The sequence below is a fragment of the Hydrogenophaga aquatica genome (assembly GCF_054780915.1).
This window is the reverse complement of sequence record NZ_BAAGVK010000002.1, coordinates 194,825-220,137: the sequence shown is the minus strand read 5'-3', so window position 1 is coordinate 220,137 and position 25,313 is coordinate 194,825. Positions and strand designations below refer to the sequence as shown.

General features: G+C 65.6%; 31 protein-coding genes. 29 read left to right on the top strand and 2 right to left on the bottom strand.

Annotation, left to right across the window (positions count from 1 at the left end):
* The first annotated feature begins 3 nt into the window (after positions 1 to 3).
* The 3 genes from murA to hisD are packed head-to-tail and all read left to right on the top strand — an operon-like array spanning position 4 to position 3,265.
* A complete protein-coding gene (gene murA, locus ACYVHH_RS02165) occupies positions 4 to 1,287 on the top strand; it encodes a UDP-N-acetylglucosamine 1-carboxyvinyltransferase (RefSeq protein WP_460563373.1) in 1,284 nt (427 codons plus the stop codon).
* Entirely contained in the window at positions 1,284 to 1,952 is a 669-nt protein-coding gene (gene hisG, locus ACYVHH_RS02160; RefSeq protein ID WP_460563372.1) for an ATP phosphoribosyltransferase, read from the top strand. The genes murA and hisG overlap by 4 nt, the downstream gene beginning before the upstream one ends.
* On the top strand, positions 1,952 to 3,265 hold the full coding sequence (gene hisD / locus ACYVHH_RS02155) for a histidinol dehydrogenase (RefSeq protein WP_460563609.1): 1,314 nt from the start codon (positions 1,952 to 1,954) through the stop codon (positions 3,263 to 3,265). Before hisG ends, hisD begins: the two co-directional genes overlap by 1 nt.
* A gap of 6 nt (positions 3,266 to 3,271) precedes the next feature.
* Here the strand turns inward: hisD and ACYVHH_RS02150 are convergent, their stop codons facing one another.
* Positions 3,272 to 4,231 carry a MerR family transcriptional regulator gene (locus tag ACYVHH_RS02150; RefSeq protein WP_460563371.1) on the bottom strand — a complete coding sequence of 320 codons (960 nt, stop codon included), beginning with the start codon at positions 4,229 to 4,231 and terminating at the stop codon, positions 3,272 to 3,274.
* Positions 4,232 to 4,319: 88 nt separating this feature from the next.
* Between ACYVHH_RS02150 and ACYVHH_RS02145 the strand changes: the two genes are divergently transcribed.
* From ACYVHH_RS02145 to tatC, 23 genes are all read left to right on the top strand, one after another.
* Positions 4,320 to 5,678, top strand: a complete 1,359-nt coding sequence (locus ACYVHH_RS02145; RefSeq protein ID WP_460563370.1) for an NAD(P)/FAD-dependent oxidoreductase — start codon at positions 4,320 to 4,322, stop codon at positions 5,676 to 5,678.
* On the top strand, positions 5,675 to 6,448 hold the full coding sequence (locus tag ACYVHH_RS02140; protein ID WP_460563369.1) for a DUF1365 domain-containing protein: 774 nt from the start codon (positions 5,675 to 5,677) through the stop codon (positions 6,446 to 6,448). Before ACYVHH_RS02145 ends, ACYVHH_RS02140 begins: the two co-directional genes overlap by 4 nt.
* Before the next feature lie 37 nt (positions 6,449 to 6,485).
* Positions 6,486 to 7,724, top strand: coding sequence for a class I SAM-dependent methyltransferase (locus ACYVHH_RS02135; protein ID WP_460563368.1), 1,239 nt, complete (start codon positions 6,486 to 6,488; stop codon positions 7,722 to 7,724).
* Positions 7,721 to 8,284, top strand: coding sequence for a chalcone isomerase family protein (locus tag ACYVHH_RS02130; protein WP_460563367.1), 564 nt, complete (start codon positions 7,721 to 7,723; stop codon positions 8,282 to 8,284). The genes ACYVHH_RS02135 and ACYVHH_RS02130 overlap by 4 nt, the downstream gene beginning before the upstream one ends.
* A 9-nt stretch (positions 8,285 to 8,293) precedes the next feature.
* Entirely contained in the window at positions 8,294 to 9,616 is a 1,323-nt protein-coding gene (locus tag ACYVHH_RS02125) for an MFS transporter (protein ID WP_460563365.1), read from the top strand.
* A 1-nt stretch (position 9,617) separates the two neighbouring features.
* On the top strand, positions 9,618 to 10,166 hold the full coding sequence (locus tag ACYVHH_RS02120; RefSeq protein WP_460563364.1) for a DUF3833 domain-containing protein: 549 nt from the start codon (positions 9,618 to 9,620) through the stop codon (positions 10,164 to 10,166).
* Positions 10,163 to 10,933, top strand: coding sequence for an SDR family NAD(P)-dependent oxidoreductase (locus ACYVHH_RS02115; protein WP_460563362.1), 771 nt, complete (start codon positions 10,163 to 10,165; stop codon positions 10,931 to 10,933). The genes ACYVHH_RS02120 and ACYVHH_RS02115 overlap by 4 nt, the downstream gene beginning before the upstream one ends.
* Positions 10,934 to 10,951: 18 nt before the next feature.
* Complete coding sequence (locus ACYVHH_RS02110; RefSeq protein ID WP_460563361.1) at positions 10,952 to 11,386, top strand: nuclear transport factor 2 family protein; 435 nt, start codon at positions 10,952 to 10,954, stop codon at positions 11,384 to 11,386.
* Between the two features lie 11 nt (positions 11,387 to 11,397).
* Positions 11,398 to 12,930 carry an FAD-binding domain-containing protein gene (locus ACYVHH_RS02105; RefSeq protein WP_460563359.1) on the top strand — a complete coding sequence of 511 codons (1,533 nt, stop codon included), beginning with the start codon at positions 11,398 to 11,400 and terminating at the stop codon, positions 12,928 to 12,930.
* An 8-nt stretch (positions 12,931 to 12,938) separates the two neighbouring features.
* Positions 12,939 to 13,091, top strand: a complete 153-nt coding sequence (locus tag ACYVHH_RS02100; RefSeq protein WP_460563358.1) for a DUF2256 domain-containing protein — start codon at positions 12,939 to 12,941, stop codon at positions 13,089 to 13,091.
* On the top strand, positions 13,088 to 14,626 hold the full coding sequence (locus tag ACYVHH_RS02095) for a cryptochrome/photolyase family protein (RefSeq protein ID WP_460563357.1): 1,539 nt from the start codon (positions 13,088 to 13,090) through the stop codon (positions 14,624 to 14,626). The genes ACYVHH_RS02100 and ACYVHH_RS02095 overlap by 4 nt, the downstream gene beginning before the upstream one ends.
* Positions 14,627 to 14,753: 127 nt before the next feature.
* Positions 14,754 to 15,839, top strand: coding sequence for a histidinol-phosphate transaminase (hisC, locus tag ACYVHH_RS02090; protein ID WP_460563356.1), 1,086 nt, complete (start codon positions 14,754 to 14,756; stop codon positions 15,837 to 15,839).
* The gene (gene hisB, locus ACYVHH_RS02085) at positions 15,836 to 16,459 is read left to right on the top strand and encodes an imidazoleglycerol-phosphate dehydratase HisB (RefSeq protein WP_460563355.1); all 624 of its coding nucleotides are present in this window, start codon (positions 15,836 to 15,838) and stop codon (positions 16,457 to 16,459) included. Before hisC ends, hisB begins: the two co-directional genes overlap by 4 nt.
* 49 nt (positions 16,460 to 16,508) lie before the next feature.
* Entirely contained in the window at positions 16,509 to 17,174 is a 666-nt protein-coding gene (hisH, locus tag ACYVHH_RS02080; RefSeq protein ID WP_460563354.1) for an imidazole glycerol phosphate synthase subunit HisH, read from the top strand.
* A gap of 29 nt (positions 17,175 to 17,203) precedes the next feature.
* Entirely contained in the window at positions 17,204 to 17,944 is a 741-nt protein-coding gene (hisA, locus tag ACYVHH_RS02075) for a 1-(5-phosphoribosyl)-5-[(5-phosphoribosylamino)methylideneamino]imidazole-4-carboxamide isomerase (protein ID WP_460563353.1), read from the top strand.
* A gap of 11 nt (positions 17,945 to 17,955) precedes the next feature.
* Complete coding sequence (hisF, locus tag ACYVHH_RS02070; RefSeq protein WP_460563352.1) at positions 17,956 to 18,756, top strand: imidazole glycerol phosphate synthase subunit HisF; 801 nt, start codon at positions 17,956 to 17,958, stop codon at positions 18,754 to 18,756.
* Between the two features lie 11 nt (positions 18,757 to 18,767).
* Complete coding sequence (gene hisI / locus ACYVHH_RS02065) at positions 18,768 to 19,169, top strand: phosphoribosyl-AMP cyclohydrolase (protein ID WP_460563351.1); 402 nt, start codon at positions 18,768 to 18,770, stop codon at positions 19,167 to 19,169.
* Positions 19,170 to 19,174: 5 nt separating this feature from the next.
* Positions 19,175 to 19,564 carry a phosphoribosyl-ATP diphosphatase gene (locus tag ACYVHH_RS02060; RefSeq protein WP_460563350.1) on the top strand — a complete coding sequence of 130 codons (390 nt, stop codon included), beginning with the start codon at positions 19,175 to 19,177 and terminating at the stop codon, positions 19,562 to 19,564.
* A gap of 26 nt (positions 19,565 to 19,590) precedes the next feature.
* Positions 19,591 to 19,959 (top strand): DUF4870 family protein, encoded by a 369-nt coding sequence (locus ACYVHH_RS02055; protein WP_460563349.1) that lies wholly within the window; start codon positions 19,591 to 19,593, stop codon positions 19,957 to 19,959.
* Positions 19,956 to 20,315 (top strand): histidine triad nucleotide-binding protein, encoded by a 360-nt coding sequence (locus tag ACYVHH_RS02050; RefSeq protein ID WP_460563348.1) that lies wholly within the window; start codon positions 19,956 to 19,958, stop codon positions 20,313 to 20,315. Before ACYVHH_RS02055 ends, ACYVHH_RS02050 begins: the two co-directional genes overlap by 4 nt.
* Before the next feature lie 152 nt (positions 20,316 to 20,467).
* A complete protein-coding gene (tatA, locus tag ACYVHH_RS02045; protein WP_460563347.1) occupies positions 20,468 to 20,704 on the top strand; it encodes a Sec-independent protein translocase subunit TatA in 237 nt (78 codons plus the stop codon).
* A gap of 67 nt (positions 20,705 to 20,771) precedes the next feature.
* Entirely contained in the window at positions 20,772 to 21,266 is a 495-nt protein-coding gene (gene tatB, locus ACYVHH_RS02040; protein WP_460563346.1) for a Sec-independent protein translocase protein TatB, read from the top strand.
* A 9-nt stretch (positions 21,267 to 21,275) separates the two neighbouring features.
* Entirely contained in the window at positions 21,276 to 22,064 is a 789-nt protein-coding gene (gene tatC / locus ACYVHH_RS02035; protein ID WP_460563345.1) for a twin-arginine translocase subunit TatC, read from the top strand.
* Here tatC and ACYVHH_RS02030 read toward each other — a convergent pair.
* Positions 22,061 to 23,200, bottom strand: a complete 1,140-nt coding sequence (locus ACYVHH_RS02030) for a S1C family serine protease (RefSeq protein ID WP_460563344.1) — start codon at positions 23,198 to 23,200, stop codon at positions 22,061 to 22,063. The genes tatC and ACYVHH_RS02030 overlap by 4 nt on opposite strands.
* Before the next feature lie 103 nt (positions 23,201 to 23,303).
* Here ACYVHH_RS02030 and ACYVHH_RS02025 point away from each other — a divergent pair, with 103 nt between their 5' ends.
* Genes ACYVHH_RS02025 through pdxA form a run of 3 tightly spaced genes read left to right on the top strand, consistent with a single transcriptional unit; the run spans position 23,304 to position 25,294 of the window.
* Positions 23,304 to 23,450 carry a DUF3149 domain-containing protein gene (locus ACYVHH_RS02025; RefSeq protein WP_460563343.1) on the top strand — a complete coding sequence of 49 codons (147 nt, stop codon included), beginning with the start codon at positions 23,304 to 23,306 and terminating at the stop codon, positions 23,448 to 23,450.
* A gap of 33 nt (positions 23,451 to 23,483) precedes the next feature.
* Positions 23,484 to 24,284 (top strand): Nif3-like dinuclear metal center hexameric protein, encoded by an 801-nt coding sequence (locus tag ACYVHH_RS02020; protein WP_460563342.1) that lies wholly within the window; start codon positions 23,484 to 23,486, stop codon positions 24,282 to 24,284.
* On the top strand, positions 24,281 to 25,294 hold the full coding sequence (gene pdxA, locus ACYVHH_RS02015; protein WP_460563341.1) for a 4-hydroxythreonine-4-phosphate dehydrogenase PdxA: 1,014 nt from the start codon (positions 24,281 to 24,283) through the stop codon (positions 25,292 to 25,294). Before ACYVHH_RS02020 ends, pdxA begins: the two co-directional genes overlap by 4 nt.
* Positions 25,295 to 25,313: the final 19 nt, after the last annotated feature.

Genomic DNA, 25,313 nt, shown 5'->3' with positions numbered 1-25,313 from the left:
ACGATGGACAAGCTCCGTATCCGTGGGGGCCGGCCCCTGAATGGCGAAGTGATGGTTTCTGGCGCCAAGAACGCGGCCTTGCCGGAACTGTGTGCGGCCCTGCTGACCGACCAGCCTGTGATGCTGCGCAACGTGCCACGGCTGCGCGACGTGGCCACCATGCGCCACCTGCTGGAGAACATGGGCGTACAGACGCAGACCCATGGCGAGCGCGGCGGCTTCACCCTGCAGGCCGCCACGCCCATCGAGCCAGTGGCGCCGTACGAACTGGTCAAGACCATGCGGGCGTCGGTGCTGGTGCTGGGGCCGCTGCTGGCGCGCTTTGGCCGTGCCAAGGTGTCGCTGCCTGGGGGCTGTGCCATCGGTTCGCGGCCCGTCGACCAGCACATCAAGGGCCTGCAGGCCATGGGGGCCGAGATCGTGGTGGAGCATGGCTACATGGTGGCGCAGCTGCCCGCAGGGCAGACGCGGCTGAAAGGCGCGCGCATCACCACCGACATGATCACGGTCACCGGGACCGAAAACTTCCTCATGGCCGCAGCGCTGGCCGAGGGCGAGACCATCCTGGAGAACGCCGCACAGGAACCCGAGGTCACCGATCTGGCGGAGATGCTCATCAAGATGGGCGCACGCATCGAAGGCCATGGCACCAGCCGCATCCGCATCCAGGGCGTGGAGCGGCTGGACGGCTGCGACCACACTGTGGTGGCCGACCGCATCGAGGCCGGCACCTTCCTGTGCGCGGTTGCCGCCACGGGCGGCGAGGCTGTGTTGCGGCACGCGCGGGCCGACCACCTGGATGCTGTGATCGACAAGCTGCGCGACGCGGGCGTGACCGTGGAGGCGTTGCCCGATGGCATGCGCGTGGCATCGCCCGGCGCGGCCGCGCTCAAGGCGCAGACCTTCCGTACCACCGAGTACCCCGGTTTTCCCACCGACATGCAGGCGCAATTCATGGCGCTGAACGTCGTGGCCCAGGGCGCCAGCAGCGTGACGGAAACCATTTTCGAGAACCGCTTCATGCACGTGCAGGAGCTGCAGCGCCTGGGCGCCAAGATCCACATCGATGGCCGAGTGGCCTTGGTCGAGGGCCTGGACGGCACGGGCCGCCTCTCGGGTGCCGCGGTGATGGCGACCGATCTGCGCGCGTCTGCCAGCCTGGTGATTGCAGGGCTGGTGGCCGAGGGTGAGACAGTGGTGGACCGCATCTACCACCTGGACCGTGGCTACGACCAGATGGAAGTGAAACTGCGCGCCCTGGGCGCCGACATTGAAAGAATGCCATGAGCCAGGCCCGCCTGACCCTGGCCCTGTCCAAGGGCCGCATCTTTGAAGAAACGTTGCCCCTGCTGCGTGCGGCGGGCATCGAGGTGCTGGAAGACCCGGACAAGTCTCGCAAGCTGATCCTGCCCACCAACCGGCCCGACGTGCAGGTGGTGCTGGTGCGCGCCTCTGACGTGCCCACCTACGTGCAGTACGGCGGCGCCGACCTGGGTGTGTGCGGCAAGGACACCCTGCTGGAACACGAGGCGGAGTGGGGCGGCGCAGGCAATGTGGGCTTGTACCAGCCGCTGGACCTGAAGATCGCCAAATGCCGCATGAGCGTGGCCGTGCGTGCGGACTTCGACTACGCCAGCGCCGTGCGCCAGGGTGCCCGCTTGAAGGTGGCCACCAAGTATGTGGCGATCGCGCGCGACTTCTTCGCCAGCAAGGGCGTGCACGTGGACCTCATCAAGCTCTACGGCAGCATGGAACTTGCGCCGCTGACCGGCCTGGCCGACGCCATCGTGGATCTGGTGTCCACCGGCAACACGCTCAAGGCCAACCACCTGGTCGAGGTGGAGCAGATCATGGACATCTCCTCTCGCCTGGTGGTCAACCAGGCAGCGCTCAAGGTCAAGCGCGACATGCTGCGCCCCATTCTGGACGCTTTTGCCAAGGCCACGTCATGATGAAAGCCACGCCGCTCTTCCTGCGTACCACCGACGCTGATTTCGAAACCCGGTTTCAGCAGCGCCTGCACTGGGCCGCCGACACGGACGCCGAGATCGAGCAGCGCGTGGCCTCCATCCTGGCCGACGTGAAGGCGCGCGGTGACGCTGCCGTGCTGGAATACACCACCCGTTTCGACGGCCTGGCAGCCGCCGGCATGGCCGGGCTGGAGTTGACGCAGGACGAGTTGCGCGCAGCCTTCGAAGGCCTGCCCGAGGCCCAGCGCACGGCATTGAGCCAGGCGGCCGAGCGTGTGCGCCGCTACCACGAGCGCCAGAAGAAGGCCAGCGGTGAGAGCTGGACCTACCGCGACGAGGACGGCACTCTGCTGGGCCAGAAGGTGACGCCGCTGGACCGCGTGGGCATCTACGTGCCCGGCGGCAAGGCAGCCTACCCCAGCAGCGTGCTGATGAATGCCATTCCCGCCCACGTGGCCGGTGTGCAGGACATCATCATGGTGGTGCCCACGCCGCGTGGCGAAAAGAATGCCCTGGTGCTTGCTGCGGCCTACGTGGCGGGCGTGAGCCGTGCGTTCACCATCGGCGGTGCCCAGGCCGTGGCGGCGCTGGCCTATGGCACACAGACGGTGCCTCAGGTGGACAAGATCACCGGCCCGGGCAACGCCTATGTGGCCAGCGCCAAGAAGCATGTGTTCGGCACGGTCGGCATCGACATGATCGCCGGGCCGAGCGAGATCCTGGTGTTGGCCGACGGCACCACGCCGCCTGACTGGGTGGCCATGGACCTTTTCAGCCAGGCCGAGCACGACGAACTGGCGCAGAGCATCCTGCTGTGCCCCGATGCGGCCTACATCGACGCCGTGCAGCGTGAGATCGACCGCCTGCTGCCCACCATGCCGCGCGCCGAGATCATTGCCAAGAGCCTCAATGGCCGGGGTGCCATGATTCTGACGCGCGACATGGAAGAGGCCTGTGCGATCAGCAACCGCATTGCACCGGAACACCTGGAGGTGAGCAGCACCGACCCGCACCGCTGGGAGCCGCTGCTCAAGCACGCCGGCGCCATCTTCCTGGGGGCCTACACCAGCGAGAGCCTGGGCGACTACTGTGCCGGTCCCAACCACGTGCTGCCCACGAGCGGCACGGCGCGGTTCAGCTCGCCACTGGGGGTGTACGACTTCCAGAAGCGCAGCAGCCTAATCGAGGTGAGCGAAACAGGTGCCCAGCACCTTGGGCAGATTGCCTCGGTGCTGGCGCATGGCGAAGGCTTGCAGGCGCACGCCCGCGCTGCCGAGATGCGCCTGAAGTCCTGAAGCGCTTCAGCGGCCCGCCCTGTCTCGGCGCCATGCTGCCACGAGCGGGCCCAGTTCGCGCGCCTTGCGCAACGCCGTGATGCCCTTGGGCAGGCGCCGCGAGTAAAGCACGGGCGCGCCACCCCCCACCCACAAAGCCACATCCTCGGGCAGCTGTTCCCGCAGTTGCCGCAGCCCTGCCACCGTGTCGTTTGGCGGCTGGTGGGCGCTGAAGCTCAGGGCCACGGCGTCAACCTTCAACTGCCGCGCGGCGTTGACGACGTCGGTCAGCGGTGTGCACGCGCCCAGGGGGTAGCGTTCGCAGCGTTCCAGTGCCAGAAAGCATTCGGCCATCAGCAGTCCCATGGCGTGCTGTTCGTCGGGCAGGGTGGTCAGCAGCACACGCGGCGCATGGGGTGCGGGCACGGTCTGCTTGTCGAGCACGGCCAGGGCCTCGCGCAGCACGCTTTGCACGATCTCGGTGTGCAGGTGCTCCTGGAACACCGAGAGCTCCCCCAACAGCCACGCCTGCCCCACAGCCATGCTGGTGGGGGAAATGAAGTCTTCGATGGTCGAGGCCAGGCCGTGCCGCAGCAGGTGGTCCTCCAGTGAACGCCGCAGCACCTCGGTGCGGTTTTCCTTGAGCCCGCGCAGCCAGTCCTGGACCAGCGGGGTGCCAATGTCCTGCGCAAGTTCGCATGCGCCAGCGGCCGGTATCTGCTGGACGAGCCCGGCCAGTTCAGGGGTGGGCAGGGGGACCACCTGGTGCGGCCTGTGCCCGGCATCCAGCAGGCGTTTGATGAGCCGCAGCTTGTGCAGTTGTTCCCCGTCGTAGCGACGCTCGCCGTGGGCATCGCGTCCTGGCGTGGGGAAGCCGTAGCGCCGTTCCCAAACGCGCAGCGTGTCCTTGAGCAGGCCCGTGTCGCGCTCCACGTCTGCAATAGACAACGTTGGCTCTGAACTGGGCGCCGGGGGCATGGTGTTCATGGCTGTTTGTGGGATTTTTTCACGGCAGTTTACCGGTTCGCTGAATTGTAGGATACTTTGTTTTGTCTAGGACAAATAAGGTGCTCAAATGTACAAGGCGCAGGGACAGTTTGCTGTTGGAGAAAACCGGGACCGGCCGTGGCGGGTGGCGGTCGTGGGGTCTGGCATCGCAGGTTTGGCTGCGGCCCATACCCTGCGCGGCAGCGCTCAGGTCACGCTTTACGAGGCTGGCGGGCACTTTGGCGGGCATGCGAACACGGTGGACGTGATCCTGCCCGGTGCCAGCGGCGAGCCGGTGACCCATGGCGTGGACACGGGGTTTCTGGTCTACAACGAGCGCACCTACCCCAACCTGATCGCGCTGTTCGCCGAACTGGGGGTGCAGGTCGCGCCGTCTGACATGTCCTTTTCGGTGCAGGTGCCGCGTCCAGGTGCCGAAAGGCCCTTGGAGTGGTGTGGCAGCGATCTGGGCAGCGTTTTCGCCCAGCGCCGCAACCTGTTGAGTCCCCGCTTTCTGGGCATGCTGAAGGACCTGCTGCGCTTCAACGCGCTGTGCACCCGGTTGGCACGCGAAAACCGCGACGCCGACCTGCTGCAGCCCCTTGGCGAGTTTCTGGACCGGCACCGTTTCGGCAGTGCATTCCGGGATTGGTACTTTCTGCCCATGCTGGGCTGCATCTGGAGCTGCCCGACCGACCAGATGCTGCGTTTCCCGGTGGCGACGATGATCCGTTTCTGCCACAACCACGGTCTTTTGCAGGTCACGCGCAGGCCGCAGTGGTACACGGTGGAGGGTGGTTCGCGCAACTACGTGCGCAGGATCGTGGCGGGGCTGCCCGATGCCCGCCTGAACACGCCGGTGCAGCGGATCGAGCGCGACGCGCAGGGCGTGCGGGTGTTCACGGATGGCGGGGTGGAGCAATTCGATCACGTGGTGCTGGCTACCCATTCCGACCAGGCACTGGCTTTGCTGGGGCGCCCCACGCCAGACGAGCAGGAAGTGCTGGGGGCGATCCGCTACCAGGCCAACAGGGCGGTGCTGCACACGGACACGTCGGTGATGCCAATGCGGCCCAAGGCATGGGCTGCATGGAACTACGAGCGTGCCGCCGACGATGGCAGCGAGTCGGCCCGTGTCTGCCTGCATTACTGGCTCAACCGCTTGCAGCCCCTGCCTTTTGCACAGCCGGTGATCGTGTCGCTCAACCCGGTCAGGCCCATCGATCCGTCATGCATCCTGGCCGAGTTTGAGTATGCGCACCCGGTGTTCGACCTGGCTGCGGTACAGGCGCAAACGCGTGTGGCGGGGTTGCAGGGGCAGCTGCGGACGTGGTTCTGCGGTGCATGGGCGGGTTATGGCTTCCATGAAGACGGGCTGAAGTCGGGGCTGGCGGTGGCGAGGGCAATGTTGAGCCAGATGCCAACCACCTCAGGGGAGGCGGCATGAACCTTCTGCCTCTGCCTTATCTGGGGTTTGGCGAGGTGCGTCACACGCGGCTGCGCCCGCGTCGCAATGCCTTCGTGTACCCGACGTACTTCCTCATGTTGCCCATGCGCGCGCTGCAGCGGGAACCTGGGGCGTTGCCGTTGAACCGCTGGGCGGGCATCAGCTTTCATGACCACGACCATGGCGACGGCAGAGGGCCAGAGGCGGGGGGGGCGCTGGCGTGGCTGGAAGAGGTGTTGCGAGCCAATGGGGTCGATGACGTGGACGGCGAGGTGTGGCTGCATTGCTACCCCCGTGTGCTGGGCCACACCTTCAAGCCCGTGAGCTTCTGGTATTGCCACCGGGCAGACGGTACTCTGCGCGCTGTGCTCGTGGAAGTGAACAACACCTTCGGCGAGCGTCATTGTTACTTGCTGGAAAGCCCTTCCCTGGGGGCCGAGGTCCAGGCCACCAAGGTTTTCCATGTGTCGCCCTTTTGCCGCGTGGAGGGGCGCTACCGCTTCCGTTTCATGCACGCGGCGCGTCACGGCAAGCCGTGTACGGTGGTGCGCATCGACCACGACGACGAACAGGGCGTGTTGCTGCAGACCAGCGTCAGCGGGGTGCTGGAGCCTGTCACCACAAGCAGCCTGCGGCGTGCGCTCTGGGGCTACCCGGCCTTGACGCTGATGGTGGTGGCCCGCATCCACTGGCAGGCGCTCAAGCTCTGGGCCAAGCGGGTGGGATTCCACCGCAAGCCAGAGCCACCCGAGTCCTTCGTGACGCAATGAACACATCTTCACCAATTGCATTCGTCCAGGAACAGACATGAACAGCTCCACCACCCCCATGAGCCGCACCGGCGTGTTCGAGTTGCCACAGGGAACGCCTGCCGCGGGCCGGGCAGTGTTCCGCCTTCTGCAACGGCTCGGCCGTGGGAGCCTGAGTGTGCAGTTGCCCGACGGCCAGATCAGGCATTTCGGCCCGTCCAACGGTGACGAACCGCATGCCGTATTGCACCTGCACGACTGGCGTGTGTGCTCCGCCGTGCTCAAGTCTGGCGACATCGGGTTTGCCGAGTCCTACATCGCAGGTCACTGGAGCACGCCGCATCTGCCGGAACTGCTTCGGCTGTTCCTCGTCAACCGGGAGGCGCTGGAAGGGGTTATCTATGGCAGCTGGGCAGGCCGCCTGCTCTACCGCATACGCCACCTGCTCAACCGCAACACGCGCAGCAACAGCCGCAAAAACATCCACGCACATTACGACCTGGGCAATGCCTTCTATGCGCTGTGGCTGGACGGAACGATGAACTATTCCTCGGCCTGGTTTGACGGCCAGCGCGACGGTGACCTGGTGCAGGCGCAGCACGCGAAGGTGAGGCGCGCGCTGCGCATGGCGGGGGTTCGCCCGGGTGACCGGGTGTTGGAAATCGGCTGCGGCTGGGGCGCGCTGGCCGAAAAGGCCGTGCTGGAGTTCGGCGCCAGCGTCACGGGGGTGACGCTTTCTGTGGAACAGCTGGAATATGCCGGGCAACGGCTGCAGCGCGCTGGCGCGGCCGATAGAGCCGACCTGCGGCTGCAGGACTACCGTGACATTGACGATGGGCCCTTCGACGCGGTCTGCTCCATCGAGATGATCGAGGCTGTGGGGCGCGAGTACTGGCCGGTCTACTTTCAGGCGGTACAGCGTCTGCTCAAGCCGGGTGGCCGGGCCTGCGTGCAGAGCATCGTGATCGACGACGCGCTGTTCGAGCGTTACATCCGCTCCACAGACTTCATCCAGCAGTACATCTTCCCAGGGGGCTGTCTGCCGTCCCCGGCCGCGTTCCGGCGCGAGGCCGAGGCTGCGGGCCTGCGCGTGGTGGATGAGCTGTCCTTCGGCCCGGATTACGCCGAAACCTGCCGCCGCTGGCGCGAGGCCTTCCTGGCGCGGCGCGAACAGGTGCTGCGCCAGGGTTTCGACGAGCAGTTCGTCAGGCTGTGGGAGTTCTACCTGGCTTACTGCGAGGCCGGGTTCGAGCACGGTGACATTGGCGTGATGCAGTACACGCTGGAAAAGCCATGAAACCCCTGGCCGTGGATGGAGTTCGCCGGCGCAGCCTGCTTGCCGGGCTGGCGGCGCTGCTGTGCATGGCGGGAAGTACGGCAAGCGCCAGTATGCAGGTGCCGCCACTGCCAGGCGCAAGGCTGGCCGGGCAGGGCCTGCTTCGGGTGTGGGGCTTCGAGGTTTACCGTGCGCGCCTGTGGATCGGTCCGGGCTTTGACGCCAGCGACCACGGTGCAGCACCCCTGGCGCTGGAACTGGAATACCTGCGCAACTTCGAGGCGAGCGCCATTGCCCGCCGTTCCATACAAGAGATGCGCCGCCAGCAGCCCCTGAGCGACGAACAGGCCCGGCGCTGGCAGCGTGCGCTGGAATCGGTGCTGCCTGACGTCAAGGCGGGCGACGCGCTGACCGGGCTCTACCGCCCGGGAGAAGGGGCCGTGTTTCTGCAAGGGCAACGGGTGCTTGGCGAAGTGGCTGATCCATTGTTTGCCCGCCTGTTCTTTGGCATCTGGCTGTCACCAGCAACGTCCGAACCCGCTTTGCGCGAAGCGTTGCTCGCTGGCGCAGGCCGTACCTGAGCTGTAGCCATGTCCATCCCCGATGCTTCCGTCATCTCTCTGGAGGAAGCCCGTGCGCGCCCCTCCGGCGGGGGTGTGGTGGGCTGGCGCGAAGGCGTGGCCTATGGTTCGCTGGGCTTCCCGCTGGCTTTTGTCGCGTTGCCCCTATATGTGCTGTTGCCCCACCACTACGCCACCAGCTTTGGTGTGCCGCTGGCTGCCTTGGGCGGCGTGCTGCTGGCCGCGCGCTTGCTGGACGCAGTCATCGACCCTTGGCTGGGGCGTTGGGTAGACGTGCTTTTCGGCCGGTCCATGAAGGCCGTGCTGGCCGCCGGCATGGCGGGTTGCATGGTGCTGGCGGCTGGCCTTGCGCTGTTGTTCTACCCGGCGGTGCGTGAACCCCAGGCCTTGCTTGCGTGGGCATGGGGCATGCTGGTATTCACCTGCCTGGGTTACAGCCTGCTTTCCATTGCGCACCAGTCCTGGGGGGCGCGGCTGGGCGGTGACGGTCTGGCCCGCTCACGCGTGGTGGCGTGGCGCGAGGCTGCGGGCCTGCTGGGCGTGGTTTGTGCATCGGTCTTGCCCACGGTGGCGGGTTTGCCCGCCATGCTTGTGGTTTTCGCGCTCGCTTTGGGGGCAGGCTGGCTGGCCTGGGGCAGGGCGCCCCGTCCGTCCCGCTTGGCGGCGGGGCAGGAGGCCGGCGATGCGCTATGGCTGCCGTGGCGTCAGTCCGCCTTTCGCCGTTTGATGCTGGTGTTCGTCTGCAATGGCATTGCCAGCGCCATTCCGGCCACCCTGGTTTTGTTCTTCATCGAGGACCGCTTGCAGGCCACAACGGCTTGGCAGCCGGTGTTCCTGGGCACGTACTTTGTTTGCGCCGCCATGGGCATGCCGCTATGGCTTCGTCTGGTGCGGGCATGGGCGCTCACGCGCACCTGGCTTGCTGGCATGGCCTTGTCGGTGCTGGTGTTCGCCTGGGCCGCGCTGCTGGGGCCGGGTGATGCGTTCGGGTTCTGGCTGGTCTGCGCGCTGTCGGGTCTTGCGCTGGGCGCAGACCTGGCGCTGCCCGGCGCCTTGCTGGCCGGTTTCATCACCCGCCACGCGGGGCACGACCGGCATGCCGGCGCTTACTTCGGGTGGTGGAACTTCGCCACCAAGCTCAACCTGGCGCTGGCAGCCGGGCTGGCGCTGCCCCTGCTCGGCTTGTGGGGTTACGCGCCGGGTTCTGACGCGCCGCAGGCCCTGCAGGCACTCACATGGGCCTATGCCGTGCTGCCCTGCCTGCTCAAGCTGGCAGCGGCAGCGGTGCTGTTCACCCTGGTGCGGCGCGACCCCCATTTCAAGGAGTCATGAGATGCAAAAACGTGGAACGATCCGATGGATGGCACTGGGCCTGTTGTCAACCGCTGGTTGGCTGGCGGGCTGCGCCACGCAGAACCTGGACGGTTACGCCAACGAACAGCCAGCGCTCGACTTGCGCAGCTATTTCAACGGGCCACTGGTGGCGCATGGCATCTTCCAGGACCGCGGTGGCCAAGTGGTTCGGCGCTTCGTGGTGCAAATGGAAGGGCGCTGGGAGGGTGACCAAGGCGTGCTGGACGAACACTTCACTTACTCCGATGGCCGCACCGAGCGCCGTGTCTGGCGGCTCACGCGCCATGCCGATGGGCGCTACACCGGCCGGGCAGACGATGTGGTGGGGGAAGCCAGCGGGCAAGTCCGTGGCAACACGCTGCGTTGGAACTACACCCTGCGCCTGCCGGTGGACGGCAAGGTGTACGAAGTCCAGTTCGACGACTGGATGTACCAGATGGACGGCCGGGTGATGCTCAACCGCGCGACCATGAGCAAGTTCGGTTTCCGTCTGGGTGAGGTCACGCTGTCATTCACCAAGCTGCCATGAGTCTGAACCCCGCATTGCAGGACTGGCACGGCCGCACGGCGTGGATCGTGGGCGCGTCCAGTGGCATTGGGCGTGCAACGGCAAGCGCCTTGCATGCGCGCGGCGCACGCGTGGTCGTGTCGGCGCGCAGCGCCGCCGCTCTGGAGGCTTTCGTCGCGGAACATCCCGGCAGCGTCGCCGTGCCGCTTGACGCAGGCGAGGCACCACAGGTGCGTCTGGCTGCAGAACAGCTGCTGGCCGCAGGTTCGCTGGATCTGGTTTGCTATTGCGCAGGCCATTACCGGCCCATGCGGGCCATGGACCTGGATCTGGACGAGGCGCTGCGCCACCAGCACGTCAATGTCACTGGCGCCTGGAACGTGCTCGCCGCAGTGCTGCCCGCCATGCAGGCGCGGCGCGCGGGCCACGTCAGCCTAGTCAGCAGCGTCGCGGGTTTTCGCGGCTTGCCCAGGAGCCTCGCCTACGGGCCCACCAAGGCGGCGCTCATCAACCTGGCAGAGTCGCTCTACCTAGATCTCCACCCGCAAGGGCTGGGCGTGAGCGTGGTGACGCCGGGTTTCGTCGCCACGCCCATGACAGCGGGCAACGACTTCCCCATGCCGGCCGTCATCACGCCACAGGCCGCCGCCAGCGCCATCCTGCAAGGCTGGGCCGACGGCGACTTCCACATCCACTTTCCCAAACGTTTCAGCCGCGTGATGAAGCTGCTGCGCCTGCTGCCGCATGGCTGGTATTTCGCGGCAGTGCGCCGCTTCACCGGGCTTTGATTCCACGCATCCAATCCCATGACACCTGAACAGTCCATCGCCCGCCTGGTGCGGTTCTTCGAGGGGCTTTCCCCCAAGGACCTGGCCCGCATCGGCGACATCTACGCACCCGACGCGCGTTTCAAAGACCCCTTCAACGACGTGAAGGGCGTGCGCGCCATCGAGCGCGTCTTCTGCCACATGTTCGATGCATTGGACGAGCCGCGCTTCGTCGTGACCGGACAGGTCCTGCAAGGCAGGCAGTGTTTCCTGACCTGGGATTTCCTGTTCCGCTTCAGGCGGTTCGACACCGCGCGCACCCAGGTCGTGCGGGGTGCCACACACATCGTGCTCGACGACGCTGGGCAGGTGTGCCAGCACCGGGATTACTGGGATGCCGCCGAGGAGCTGTACGAAAAGCTGCCTGTGGTCGGCCGCCTGATGCGCTGGCTCAAGCACCGCGCCAACAGCTGAGGGTGCGCTGCGTGGGGTGCCATGTCGTCTGGTTCAAGCGCGATCTGCGCCTGCACGACCACGCAGCCTTGAGCGAGGCTGCACGCCAGGGCAGGGTGCTGTGCCTGTACATCATCGAACCCAGTCTGTGGGCGCAGCCGGACGCCTCTGCCGGGCATTACGCCTTCCTGATCGAAAGCCTGCGCGAGCTGGACGGCGCATTGCGCGAGCTGGGCACGCGGCTGCACATTGCCACGGGCGAGGCGGTGCCCGTGCTGGACCGCCTGCATGCTGCCCGGCCATTCGAAGCGCTGCATGCCCATGAAGAAACCGGCAATGCCCACACCTATGCGCGTGATCTTGCTGTGGGCCGCTGGTGCCGCGATGCCGGCGTGGCCTGGCGCGAGTACCCGCAGTTCGGCGTCGTGCGGCGCCTGCGTTCGCGCGACGAATGGCACCAGCGTTGGGAGGCGCACATGGCGGCGCCAGCACACGATTTGCCGCAACCCCGCTGGGCCGACAGCCCCTGGCCAGTTGGCGAGCCGCCCGCCGCGGCATCGCTGGGCATCACAGACCTGTGGGTGCCCCCGAACCGCCAACGGGGTGGGCGCCGAAACGCCCTGGCCGTGCTTGGTAGCTTCTTGCGCGACCGCTGCGCCAGCTACCGGGGCGGCATCTCGTCACCCTTGAGCGCGCCGAACGCGTGTTCCCGCCTTTCACCGCACCTGGCTTTCGGCACGCTCGGCTTGCGGGAAACCGTCCACGCCACGCGGACGCGCCTGGCCGAACTGGAACCCGCTGCCACAAGGCACCGGCTGGGACTCACCGCTTTTCTGGGACGGTTGCACTGGCACTGCCACTTCATCCAAAAGCTCGAAAGCGAGCCCGAGTTGGAATACCGCAACCTGCACCGTGGCTACGACGGGCTTCGTGAACACGAATGGAACCCCACGCACTTCGAGGCCTTGACCCAGGGGCGAACCGGTTGGCCCATGGTGGACGCCTGTGTGGCCATGCTGCGCGACACAGGCTGGCTGAACTTCCGCATGCGCGCCATGCTGGTGTCGGTGGCCGCTTACCCCTTGTGGTTGCACTGGCGTGAAGTCGGCTTGTGGCTGGCGCGGCAGTTTGTGGACTACGAACCCGGCATCCACTGGAGCCAGATGCAGATGCAGTCCGGCACCACGGGCATCAACACCACGCGCGTATACAACCCCGTCAAACAGGCGCAAGACCACGACCCCCAAGGCCACTTCGTGCGGCGCTGGCTGCCTGCCATGCGCAGGGTGCCAGACGCCTGGCTGTTAGAGCCATGGCGCATGCCCCCAGACTTGCAGGCTCGATGTGGCGTCCGAGTGGGCGACGACATCCCCATACCCATCGTCGATCTGGCCCAGGCCACCCGGCAAGCCAAAGCGCGCCTGCATGGCCTGCGAGCTCAGCCCGAGGTTCGCGCCGCCAAGGCCGCCATCGTCGAGAAGCACGGTTCCCGGCGTTTGCCCGCCAATACGCGGCGCGCGTCCGGTGCTGGTGCAGCCTCCCGGCAACTCAGTCTGGACCTATGAACATGAAAATGCGCAAGAAAAGCGAGCTTCCCAGCAAGTTGTGCGCTGCCTGCGGCAGACCGTTCAACTGGCGGCGCAAGTGGGCGCGCGACTGGGAGCAGGTGCGCTACTGCTCCGACCGTTGCCGCATGGCGGGGCCCGCCAAGCCAACTGCGCCGTGACGTCAGCGCCCCTGCTGCGGCTGGTTCTCGGGGATCAGCTCAACCCCCTGCACAGCTGGTTCGCCGAGGTGCGGCCGGACGTCGTCTACCTGTTCCTGGAAATGCGGCAGGAAACGGACTACGTCCTGCACCATGCGCAGAAGGTCATCGCCATTTTTGCGGGCATGCGGGACCTGGCCCGCCATTTGCGCCAGGAGGGGCACCGCGTTCGCTACGTTGCCATTGACGACCCATCGAACCGGCAGACGCTGGAGGGCAACCTCGACGCCTTGCTGGCCCATTACCGCCCGCGCGCTTTTGAATACCAGGCGCCCGACGAATGGCGGCTCGACGCCCAGTTGGGCGGCTGGTGTGCCCGCCAGCCGCTATCCACCCGCATGGTGGACAGCGAGCATTTCCTCACATCCCGTGACGAGGCGCTACAGCTGTTTGGTGACCGGCCCCACTGGCTCATGGAGCGTTTCTACCGGGTCCAGCGGTCGCGTCATGCTGTTTTACTGGATGGGCAGGGCAAGCCGCATGGCGGGCGCTGGAACTTCGACGAAGACAACCGCAAGCCCTGGCGAGGCTCTCCCGCAGAGCCGCCAGACACACGCCCCCTCCACAACCACGGCACACTGTGGCAAACCATCACCCGCAGCGGTGTGCAGACCTTTGGCGAGCCGTGTGCCGAAGCGTTTCGCTGGCCGCTCAACCGTACCGATGCGCTGGCCCAACTTGACGCGTTCATCAGTCACGCCCTGCCAGCGTTCGGTGCGTACCAGGACGCGATGTCCACCCGCGCCTGGCGGCTCTTCCACTCCCTGCTGTCCTTCGCCCTGAACACCAAGATGCTCGGGCCGATGGAAGTGATCCGCCGTGCCGAGGCCGCGTGGCATGCCGGTAGCGCCCATCTGGCTTCGGTCGAGGGCTTTGTGCGCCAGATCCTGGGCTGGCGCGAATACGTCCGCGGTGTCTACTGGGCACACATGCCGGGTTACACCGAGTCCAACGCGCTGGGCCACGCTCGCCCGCTGCCCGCCTGGTTCTGGTCAGGTCAAACCCACATGGCCTGCCTGGCGCAGGCCATCGGGCAATCGCTTCAGCACGCCTATGCCCACCATATCCAGCGGCTCATGGTCATTGGCAACTTCGCCCTGCTGGCCGGTCTGGACCCTCAGGCACTCCATCGCTGGTACCTGGGCATCTACATCGACGCTTTCGAGTGGGTTGAGGCGCCGAATACCCTGGGCATGAGCCAGTTCGCCGATGGCGGGCGTGTCGCCACCAAGCCCTATGTCAGCACGGCGGCCTACCTGCACCGCATGGGCGACCATTGCGGCTCCTGCCGCTACAACCGGTTGCAGCGCACCGGGCCCGACGCCTGTCCCTTCAACGCCCTGTACTGGAATTTCATCGCCCGCCATGGCGAGGCATTGGAAGGCAACCCGCGCATGGCATGGCCCAGCCGCCAGTGGCGGAAGATGTCCGCAGGTGACCAGGCCGCGCTGCGTCAGCAGGCGGCCCATTGGATCGCGCACCTGGACGGCCTGTGACCCTGTGGCGCGGGCGGTGTCCGTGCCTCGTGTAAACTGGCCCTCCGGCACGCACCGCCCGTGTCCGGCGCCTCTCAGGGGGCGGGCACCATCTCCTTCGCCCCCGCATGCGGGCGCACTTTCCACCATGAACACTGCCATTCAACGCATCCGCCAAGACGTCCAGGGCATGCACGCCTATGCCGTGCAGGACGCCGCAGGGATGGTCAAACTCGACGCGATGGAAAACCCCTACGGCCTGCCGCCCGAGCTGCAGGCCGCCCTGGGCGAACGCCTCGGTCGCGTGGCCGTCAACCGTTACCCCGGTCCCCGCATTGACGACCTCAGGCATGCGCTGGCCCGGTACGTGGACCTTCCCGCCGGTTTCGGCTTGATGCTGGGCAATGGCTCCGACGAACTCATCGCCCTGCTGGCGTTGGCTTGCGACGTGCCCGGCGCCTCCGTCCTGGCGCCGCTGCCTGGCTTCGTCATGTACGGCATGAGTGCACAACTGCAGGGGCTGGCCTTCCACGGCGTGCCCCTCACGCCCGATTTCGAGCTGGACGAGCCCGCCATGCTGGCCGCCATGCGCGAACACAAGCCCGCCATCACCTACCTGGCCTACCCCAACAACCCCACCGCCAACCTGTGGGACGCCGCCGTCATGCGCCGCCTCATCGCTGCGGCGGCGGAGTTTGGCGGCCTGGTGGTCATCGACGAGGCCTACCAGCCCTTTGCCAGCCGCACCTGGCTCGACGACATGCGCGCCGACCCGGCGGCCAATGCCCATGTGCTGCTGATGCGCACCCTGTCCAAGTTCGGGCTGGCTGGCGTGCGGCTGGGCTACATGATCGGCGCTCAAGCCCTGGTCAACGAGATCGACAAGGTCCGCCCCCCCTACAACGTGAGCGTGCTCAACGCCGAATGCGCCCTGTTCGCCCTGGAGCATGCTGACGTGTTTGCCCGCCAGGCGCAGGACATCCGCGCCGAACGTGAAAAGCTGATCAGCGCCCTGGCCGCCATGCCGGGCGTGAAACCCTTCCCCAGCCAGGCCAACATGGTGCTGGTGCGCGTGCCCGATGCCGACAAGGCCTTTGCCGGCATGAAAGCTGCTGGCGTGCTGGTGAAGAATGTTTCTAAAATGCACCCATTGCTGGCCCAATGCCTGCGCCTGACGGTGGGTACCCCCGCCGAAAATGTGCAGATGCTGGAGGCTTTGCGCAACGCCCTATGACCAACCTGCCCGCCACCCTTCCCGCATCGGCCCAGCGCACGGCAGACGTGCAGCGCCGCACCGCCGAAACGCAAATCCGTGTGGCCGTCAACCTTGACGGCACCGGTCAGTCCCGGCTGCACAGCGGCATCGGTTTCCTCGACCACATGCTCGACCAGATCGCCCGCCACGGACTGATCGACCTGGACGTGCACTGCGACGGAGACCTGCACATCGACGGCCACCATACGGTCGAAGACATCGGCATCACCCTGGGCCAGGCCTTCGCCAAGGCCGTGGGTGACAAGAAGGGCATTCGCCGTTACGGCCACGCCTACGTTCCGCTGGACGAGGCGCTCAGCCGCGTGGTGGTCGATTTTTCCGGCCGCCCCGGCCTGCACATGGACGTCAGGTTCACCGCAGGCAGCATCGGCCAGCTCGATACCCAGCTCGTGTTCGAGTTCTTCCAGGGTTTCGTCAACCACGCTGGTGTGACGCTGCACATCGACAACCTCAAGGGCGTGAATGCGCACCACCAGTGCGAGACCATCTTCAAGGCCTTCGCGCGCGCCCTGCGTGCCGCCCTGGAGCGCGACCCGCGCCTGGGCGACGTGATTCCCTCCACCAAGGGCTCGCTGTGAACCTGGCTGCACCGTTTCGAACCTGCTTTTGCCTGAAACCCATTTCCCGATGAACCGACAGACAGTGGCCGTGGTCGACTACGGCATGGGCAATCTGCGTTCCGTGGCGCAGGCGGTGATCCACGCCGCCACCGCTGTGGACCACGTGGATGTGGTTGTCACGTCCGAGCCGCAGGCCGTGCTGGACGCGCACCGCGTGGTGCTGCCCGGCCAGGGCGCCATGCCCGACTGCATGGCCGAGCTGGAGCGTTCCGGCCTGCGCGAGGCCGTGCTGCACGCCGCCGCCCACAAGCCGCTCTTCGGCGTGTGTGTGGGCATGCAGATGCTGCTCGACCACAGCGAAGAGGGCGACACGGCTGGTCTGGGGTTGATCCCCGGTGAAGTTGTGCGCTTTCGCCTGGAAGGCCAGCGCCAGCCCGACGGCAGCCGCTACAAGGTCCCGCAGATGGGCTGGAACCAGGTGTTCCACGAGCTGGGGCGCGGCCCCGCGCATCCCGTCTGGGCCGGTGTGCCCGACGGCAGCTACTACTACTTCGTGCACAGCTTCTACGCCCGCCCTGCCAACCCGGCACACAGCGTCGGTGAAACCGATTACGGCGTGCGTTTCTCGTGCGCCATCGCCCGCGACAACATCTTCGCCACCCAGTTTCACCCGGAAAAAAGCGCCGATCAGGGCCTGGCGCTCTACCGCAACTTTCTCCACTGGAACCCCTGACGCCTTGGCGTCACAACCCCTGCAAAGCCATGCTTCTCATTCCTGCCATTGACTTGAAAGACGGCCAATGCGTGCGCCTCAAACAAGGCGACATGGACCAATCCACCGTGTTCGGTGAAGACCCCGCCGCCATGGCGCGCAACTGGGTCAACAAAGGGGCGCGGCGGGTGCACCTGGTGGACCTCAACGGCGCCTTCGCCGGCAAGCCGAAGAACGAGGCGGCCATCCGCGGCATCCTCAAGGAAGTCGGCGACGAAGTGGACGTGCAACTTGGTGGCGGCATCCGCGACCTCGACACCATCGAGCGCTACCTCGACGCCGGTCTGCGTTACGTCATCATCGGTACCGCCGCCGTCAAGAACCCTGGCTTCCTGCAGGACGCCTGCACCGCCTTCCCAGGCCACATCATCGTGGGCCTGGACGCCAAGGACGGCAAGGTGGCCACCGACGGCTGGAGCAAGCTCACCGGCCACGAAGTGGCGGACCTGGGCAAGAAGTTCGAGGACTACGGTGTCGAATCCATCATCTACACCGACATCGGCCGCGACGGCATGCTCAGCGGCATCAACATCGAGGCCACCGTCAAGCTCGCACAGGCGCTGACCATTCCCGTCATCGCCTCGGGTGGCCTGTCCAACTTGGAAGACATCCGCAAGCTCTGCGCCGTCGAGGACGAAGGCGTCGAAGGTGTGATCTGCGGCCGCTCCATCTACAGCGGCGACCTCGACTTCGAGGCTGCACAGCAGCTGGCCGACGAACTCAACGGATGAACTGACGCTCCATGCTGGCCAAACGCATCATCCCCTGCCTGGACGTGACCGGTGGCCGCGTGGTCAAGGGCGTCAACTTCCTGGAGTTGCGCGACGCAGGCGACCCGGTCGAGATCGCCGCGCGCTACAACGAACAGGGTGCCGACGAACTCACCTTCCTCGACATCACCGCCACCAGCGACGGGCGCGACCTCATCCTGCACATCATCGAGGCCGTGGCCTCCCAGGTCTTCATCCCCTTGACCGTGGGCGGTGGCGTGCGCACTGTGGATGACGTGCGCCGCCTGCTCAACGCCGGTGCCGACAAGACCAGCTTCAACTCGGCGGCCATTGCCAACCCGCAGGTCATCAAGGACGCATCGGCCAAGTACGGCTCCCAGTGCATCGTGGTGGCCATCGACGCCAAGCGCCGCACGCCTGAGGAAGAGCACCGCCTGGGTGCCAACGGCCAGCCACTGGGGCCGGGCTGGGACGTGTACAGCCACGGCGGCCGCAAGAATGTGGGGCTCGATGCCGTGGCCTGGGCGCGCCAGATGGCCGAACATGGCGCCGGTGAGATCCTGCTCACCAGCATGGACCGCGACGGCACCAAGGCGGGCTTCGACCTGGCGCTCACCCGCGCTGTGAGCGACGCCATCGACATTCCCGTCATCGCCTCGGGCGGCGTGGGCAACCTCGACCACCTGGCCGACGGCGTGCAGCAGGGCGGGGCGGATGCGGTGCTGGCCGCCAGCATCTTCCACTACGGCGAATACACCATTGCCCAGGCCAAGCAGCGCATGGCCGAGCGCGGCATCCCGGTGCGCCTGTGAAAGGGCAACACATGAACTGGCTCGACGAAGTCAAATGGGACGCGCAGGGCCTGGTGCCCGTCATCGCACAGGAGCAGGCCACGGGTGACGTGCTGATGTTCGCATGGATGAACCGCGAGGCGCTGCAAAAAACCGCCGAACTGGGGCGCGCGGTGTACTTCAGCCGTTCGCGCGGCAAGCTCTGGTTCAAGGGCGAGGAGTCCGGCCACGTCCAGACGGTGCATGACATCCGCCTGGATTGCGACAACGACGTGGTGCTGCTCAAGGTCACCCAGCTGGGCCACGAACCGGGCATTGCCTGCCACACGGGCCGTCACAGCTGCTTCTTCCAGCGCTTCGAGGCCGACCCGCAGGGCGGCCACTGGCAGGCGGTCGAGCCGGTGCTCAAAGACCCCGAATCCATCTACAAATGACCGCCATGAGTGCATCCGGCGAATTGCCCACGTCCACCGACACACTGTTGCGTCTGGCTGCCGTCATCGACAGCCGCAAGCCAGCGAACGGCGGTGACCCCGAAAAAAGCTACGTGGCCCGTCTGCTCCACAAGGGGCCCGACGCCTTTCTCAAGAAGATCGGCGAAGAGGCTGGTGAGGCCATGATGGCCGCCAAGGACCTGCAGCACGGCCAGGGCACGGCCCAGGCCCTGGTGGGTGAGGTGGCCGACCTGTGGTTCCACAGCATGATCGCGCTGGCCCATTTCGGGCTGAGCCCTGCCGACGTGGTGGCCGAACTCGCCCGCCGTGAGGGGCTGAGCGGCCTGGAAGAGAAAGCCCTGCGCAAAGCCAAGGCACGCGAATCCGGCGAATAACACTGTCCAGAGCAAGGAGCCAGACCGTGGAAGACGACCGCCTGCGCAGCCTCAACACCGTCGGAACCATCAGCTACGTGCTGCATCTGATTGTGGCGGTCGGTGCGTTGATTCCGGGCGGCCAGTGGGGGCCGACGCTCCTGATCGTCGCGCTCATCCTCGATTTCGTCAAAAAAGACGAGGCGCAGGGCACGTGGCATGCCAGCCATTTCCGCTGGCGCATCCGCTCTGTTGCGTTCGCCTTTCTGGCCTACCTGGTGACGCTCCCTCTCTGGTTTCTGTTCTTTGTTCCTGGGTGGATTGCCTGGTTCTGCATCTCGGCCTGGTTTTTCTACCGTATCGTCAAAGGCATGGTCCGCATGAACGCGGGCCAACCCATGGAGTTTGCTGAATGACTCACGACCCGAATTGCATTTTCTGCAAAATCGTTTCTGGCCAGATCCCCTCAAGCAAGGTCTACGAGGACGATGACCTCTACGCCTTTCACGACATCCATCCCTGGGCGCCGGTGCATTTCCTGTTGATTCCGAAGATGCACATTCCGTCCATGGCGCAGCTGGGTGCGGAGCACGAACGCCTGATGGGCCGCATGATGGTTCTGGCCCCCCGGCTCGCCATCGAGCAGGGGTGCAATCCGTATCCAGACGGCGGTTTCCGCATCGTGGCAAACACCGGTGTGGAAGGCGGTCAGGAAGTGCATCACCTGCACATCCACGTGATAGGTGGGCCCCGGCCCTGGGCACGGGGATGAGTTTGCGCAGTCAAGGGTTCACCCTGGCTTGAAATCGCGTTGCGGCCACAGATATTTGGGACAATGGCCTGCTGCCGTGGGTGAACTGCCTGCACGGCGTAGAATCGAAAGCAATACTGGGGTGGGTTGCCCCAGGCAATGGAGTGTGTGACATGGGAACTTTTTCTGTTTGGCATTGGCTGATCGTTCTGCTGATCGTCGTGCTGGTGTTTGGCACGAAGAAACTGAAGAACATCGGGTCTGATCTGGGTGGTGCCGTCAAGGGCTTCAAGGATGGCATGAAGGAAGGTGGCAGCGACGCTGCAGACAAGCCGGCCGCACAGGTCACCCAGGACAAGGCACCCGCCGAAAAGACCACCATCGACGTCGAAGCAAAAACCAAGGGCTGATCCTGGTTCACGATCTTTGCGCGGGGCTTCGTCCCGCCACCGGTTGGCTTATCTTTGAGAGCTGTGCATGATTGACTTGGGCATTTCCAAACTGGCCCTGATCGGCGCAGTGGCGCTGGTCGTCATCGGGCCGGAGAAACTGCCGCGCGTGGCTCGAACGGTCGGCGCGTTGCTGGGCAAGGCCCAGCGCTACGTTGCGGACGTCAAGGCAGAGGTCAACCGTTCCATCGAGCTCGAAGAGCTCAAGAAGATGAAGGACACGGTGGAGTCTGCCGCACGCAATGTGGAATCCTCCATCCATGAGACGACCACGGATTTCGAAAAATCCTGGTCGGAGGCCACGGCGGGCCTGGACAGCAGTGCCTCCGATGCATTCAACCCCAGCGATGCCTACTCCATCGGCTCGCCTGTGTACCCTGAATACAGGCATCCGAAGAAGAACTTCAGGCTGAAGCAGAAGGCCGTGCCGCAATGGTTCAAGGCCCGAACCGGCGTGCGCAGCCGCGCGCTTTCCGGGGCCGCCCGCGTGGCGCGCTTCCGCCCGAAGATCAAATCGATGTAAGTCCCTTTCATGTCAGAACCCCAAGACAAGACCGACGAGCTCGCCGGTACCGAGCAGCCGTTCGTGCAGCACCTGATCGAGCTGCGTGACCGGCTGATCTATTGCATCGCCGGTATCGTCGTCTGCATGATCCTGCTGGCCATCTGGCCGGGTCCGAGCGGCCTGATCGACCTGATTGCAGTACCCATCCGGGCCCACATGCCGCCTGACGTCAAGCTCATTGCCGTGGGGGTCTTCACGCCGTTCTTCGTGCCGCTCAAGGTACTGATGATGACGGCCGTCCTGCTGGCGCTGCCCTGGCTCATCTACCAGATCTGGGCCTTCGTGGCCCCCGGGCTCTACAGCCACGAGAAGCGTTTTGCCCTGCCCCTGATCGTCCTGGGCAGCCTGCTGGCCTACATGGGCATCGCCTTCGTGCAATTCTTCGTGCTGGACAAGATGTTCGGCTTCATCCAGGGCTTCACGCCCGAGAGCGTCAACGCCACGCCCGACATCGCGTCCTATGTCGAGGCCATCCTTTCGTTGTATCTCGCTTTCGGGCTGGCTTTCCAGGTTCCGATCGTCGTGATGCTGCTGGTGCGCTTCGAAATGGTCACTGTCGAAAAGCTGAAAGCCTTCAGGGGCTATTTCGTCGTTGTGGCGTTCATCATTGCCGCCGTGGTGACGCCGCCGGACGTCATTTCCCAGCTGGCGCTGGCGATTCCCATGTGCCTGCTGTATGAGCTGGGCATCCTGGGCTCCCGCTGGTTTTCCAAGGCCACCCGTGCACCGGACGCCGAGGCGTCCGACGCTTCTTAACGCTGTGCCCTTGGCGGTGTGCGGCGCCCCGGCGTGACCTGCAGCCGAACGCGCTGGCCACGCCGCTGCACATCGATGTCAACGGCCTGCCCCGGCGTCAGTGATGCCACCTTGCTGAGCAGCTGAGCCACATCGCGCACGGGCGCGCCAGCCACGCTGGAAATCACATCGCCCGGCTGCATGCCCGCCGAGGCTGCCGGCCCGTTCTGCAGAACGCCTGTGATGATCACGCCTTCGGCGTTGTTCGTGCCGAAATACTGGGCCAGTTCCGGCGTCAGGTCCTGCGGTTCCACACCAATCCAGCCGCGAGTGACCGAGCCGTCCCGCACGATGGCCTCCATCACGCTGCGGGCGGTGGAGGTCGGGATCGCGAAGCCGATCCCCATGGACCCGCCTGAGCGGGAGTAGATGGCGGTGTTGATCCCCATCAGCTGGCCGTTCACGTCCACCAGCGCGCCTCCGGAGTTGCCCGGGTTGATGGCGGCGTCGGTCTGGATGAAGTTCTCGAACGTGTTGATGCCCAGCTGCGTGCGGCCCAGGGCACTGACGATGCCGCTGGTCACGGTCTGCCCGACACCGAAGGGGTTGCCGATGGCCAGCACCACATCGCCAACCTCCAGCAGGTCGGAGTTGCCCAGCAGGATGACGGGTAGCCCGGTGAGTTCAATCTTGAGGATTGCCAGATCGGTTTCCGGGTCGGTGCCGATGATCCGGGCACCGGCGCGCCGGCCATCGCTGAGCTGGACCTCGATTTCATCCGCCTCTTCGACCACGTGGTTGTTGGTGAGGATGTAGCCCTCGGGGCTGACGATGACGCCCGAACCCAGACCGGACTGCGGCTGGTTGTTGGGCTGGTCGCCGAAGAAGTAGCGGAACCATGGATCGCTGGGCAGGTTGCTGGCCGCCTTGCTGGTTGAAATGCTGACGACCGCAGGCGCCGCGGCCTTGGCCGCGCCGCTGTAGCTGCTGGACGCCACGGCGGGGTCGCGTTCCACGTTGCCCGATTCGAAGACAGGCACGATCGACGCGAGTGTGGGCTTGCGCTGCAGCCACTGGGGTTTGAGCGTGGCTACGACGAAATAGGCCGCCAGCAGCACCGTGACGACCTGGGAGAACAACAGCCAGTAACGCTTCATGAAAATTGGTAAAAGTATTGTGCTGGGCTCTTGACGTGGATCAACCCCACAGCCTGTGAACTTGGTTGAAATCGGGACACTATAACCACGTCCGGAGTATGGAATGAAAGCAATTGTGGACCTTTTTTCCACTGATTACGGTCTGTTGAGCCTGGGAGTGCTCCTGTTCATCATTTTCATGGCCTGGTGGTTCTTGCGCTTCTTCACGCGCAAGATGGAGGAGTCGGAGAGGAACAATCCCTCCGCCTGATGCGTTGGCCGTCAAGGGGTATGCTTGGCGGTCATGACGACCGCAACCCGCAATCCGCACGACACCGTTTCCCCTGCACGTTCCCGTGAGGAGGTGCTGAGCGCTTTCGACGAACTGCTGGAGCCCTCACGCTTCAAGGACTATGGCCCAAATGGCCTGCAAGTGGAAGGGCGTGCCCAGGTGACCCGGGTCGTCAGTGGGGTGACTGCCAGCCGTGCCCTGATCGAAGCCGCCATTGCCAAGCGGGCCGATGCCATCTTCGTGCACCATGGATTGTTCTGGCGTGGTCAGGACGGCCGCGTCACCGGCTGGATGAAGCAGCGTCTGTCGCTGCTGCTGAAGCACGACATCAACCTCTACGCCTATCACCTGCCCCTGGATGCCCACGCGGAGCTCGGCAACAACGCGCAGCTGGGCCTGAAGCTGGGCATGTCGCCGCTGGAAGGCGGGTGGGGGCGGTTCGGTGAACAGGACCTGGGATTCATCGGCACGTCGCCGGTGGACACCGCGACTGGCTTGGCCGCGCACGCGCAGCACGTGCTGGGGCGGCAGGTGACCTTGCTCGACACCTCTGCCCGTCCGATACGGCGTGTCGGTTGGTGCTCGGGTGGTGCGCACGGGTACTTCGAGGCCGCCATCGCGGCTGGCGTGGACCTCTTCATCACAGGCGAGATATCCGAGCCGCAGGCGCACTATGCCAGGGAATGCGGTGTCGCCTTCATGGCCTGCGGCCACCATGCGACCGAAAGATACGGGGCGCCGGCAGTGGCGGCTTGTGTCGCGGCCCGCCTGGGCCTGGAGCACGAGTTCGTGGACATCGAGAATCCAGCATGAAGCCCGCTACCCAACGCCAGGCGCCGGTCGCCATCACCATGGGTGACCCGGCAGGGATCGGCCCGGAAATCATCGCCGAGGTGTTCCGCCGCAAGCCGCAATGGGCTCGCGAATGCGTAGTTTTTGGTGATGTCGCCACCTTGCGCCGCGCGGCGGCCGTGACGGGGGGCAGTCTGCCAGTCGCCGTCGTGGACGGGCCGTCCGGCAACGAACACCTGCCGGAACGCTGCCTGCCCGTGTGGCCTGCCATGGCCCTGCCGCATCCCGTGCCATGGGGCCGGATTTCGGCAGAGGCGGGTGCTGCCGCTGCCCAGGCCATCGAGCAGGCCGCGCGTGCGGCCTTGCGGGGGGAGGTCAGCGCAGTCGTCACCGCGCCAATCCACAAGGAAGCGCTGGCCGCTGCTGGCGTGAACCATCCGGGCCATACCGAGTACCTGCAGGCGCTGGCGGCGCAGCATCTGGGCTGTCAGCCCGCCGACCTTCCGGTTCGCATGATGCTGTCCAACGACGAACTGCGAACGGTGTTGGTGAGCATTCACGTCTCCTTGCGGGACGCGCTGGCCGCCGTCACCCGCGCGAACGTGCTCCAGACGCTGCGCATCACGCATCGGCACCTCTGGCGGCCGGGCAGTGCACTCCGGATCGCCGTGGCGGGGGTGAATCCGCACGCTGGCGAGGGTGGCCTGTTTGGCCGGGAAGAGATCGATGAGATCGCTCCCGCCGTCGAAGATGCGCGGGCCGAAGGGATAGACGCCACCGGACCGCACGCGCCAGACACGGTTTTCATGCGGGCACGCCGGGGCGAGTTCGACGTGGTGCTCGCGATGTACCACGACCAGGGGCTGATCCCGGTGAAGTATTTGGGCCTCGAGCACGGCGTGAACACCACGCTCGGGTTGCCTTTCGTGCGCACCAGCCCCGACCACGGCACCGCGTTCGACCTGGCTGGCACCGGGCGCGCCGATCCCTCCAGCCTCATTTCCGCGATCGAGGCTGCGCTGCGTTCTTGAGGGGGGCGAAGAACGGGTG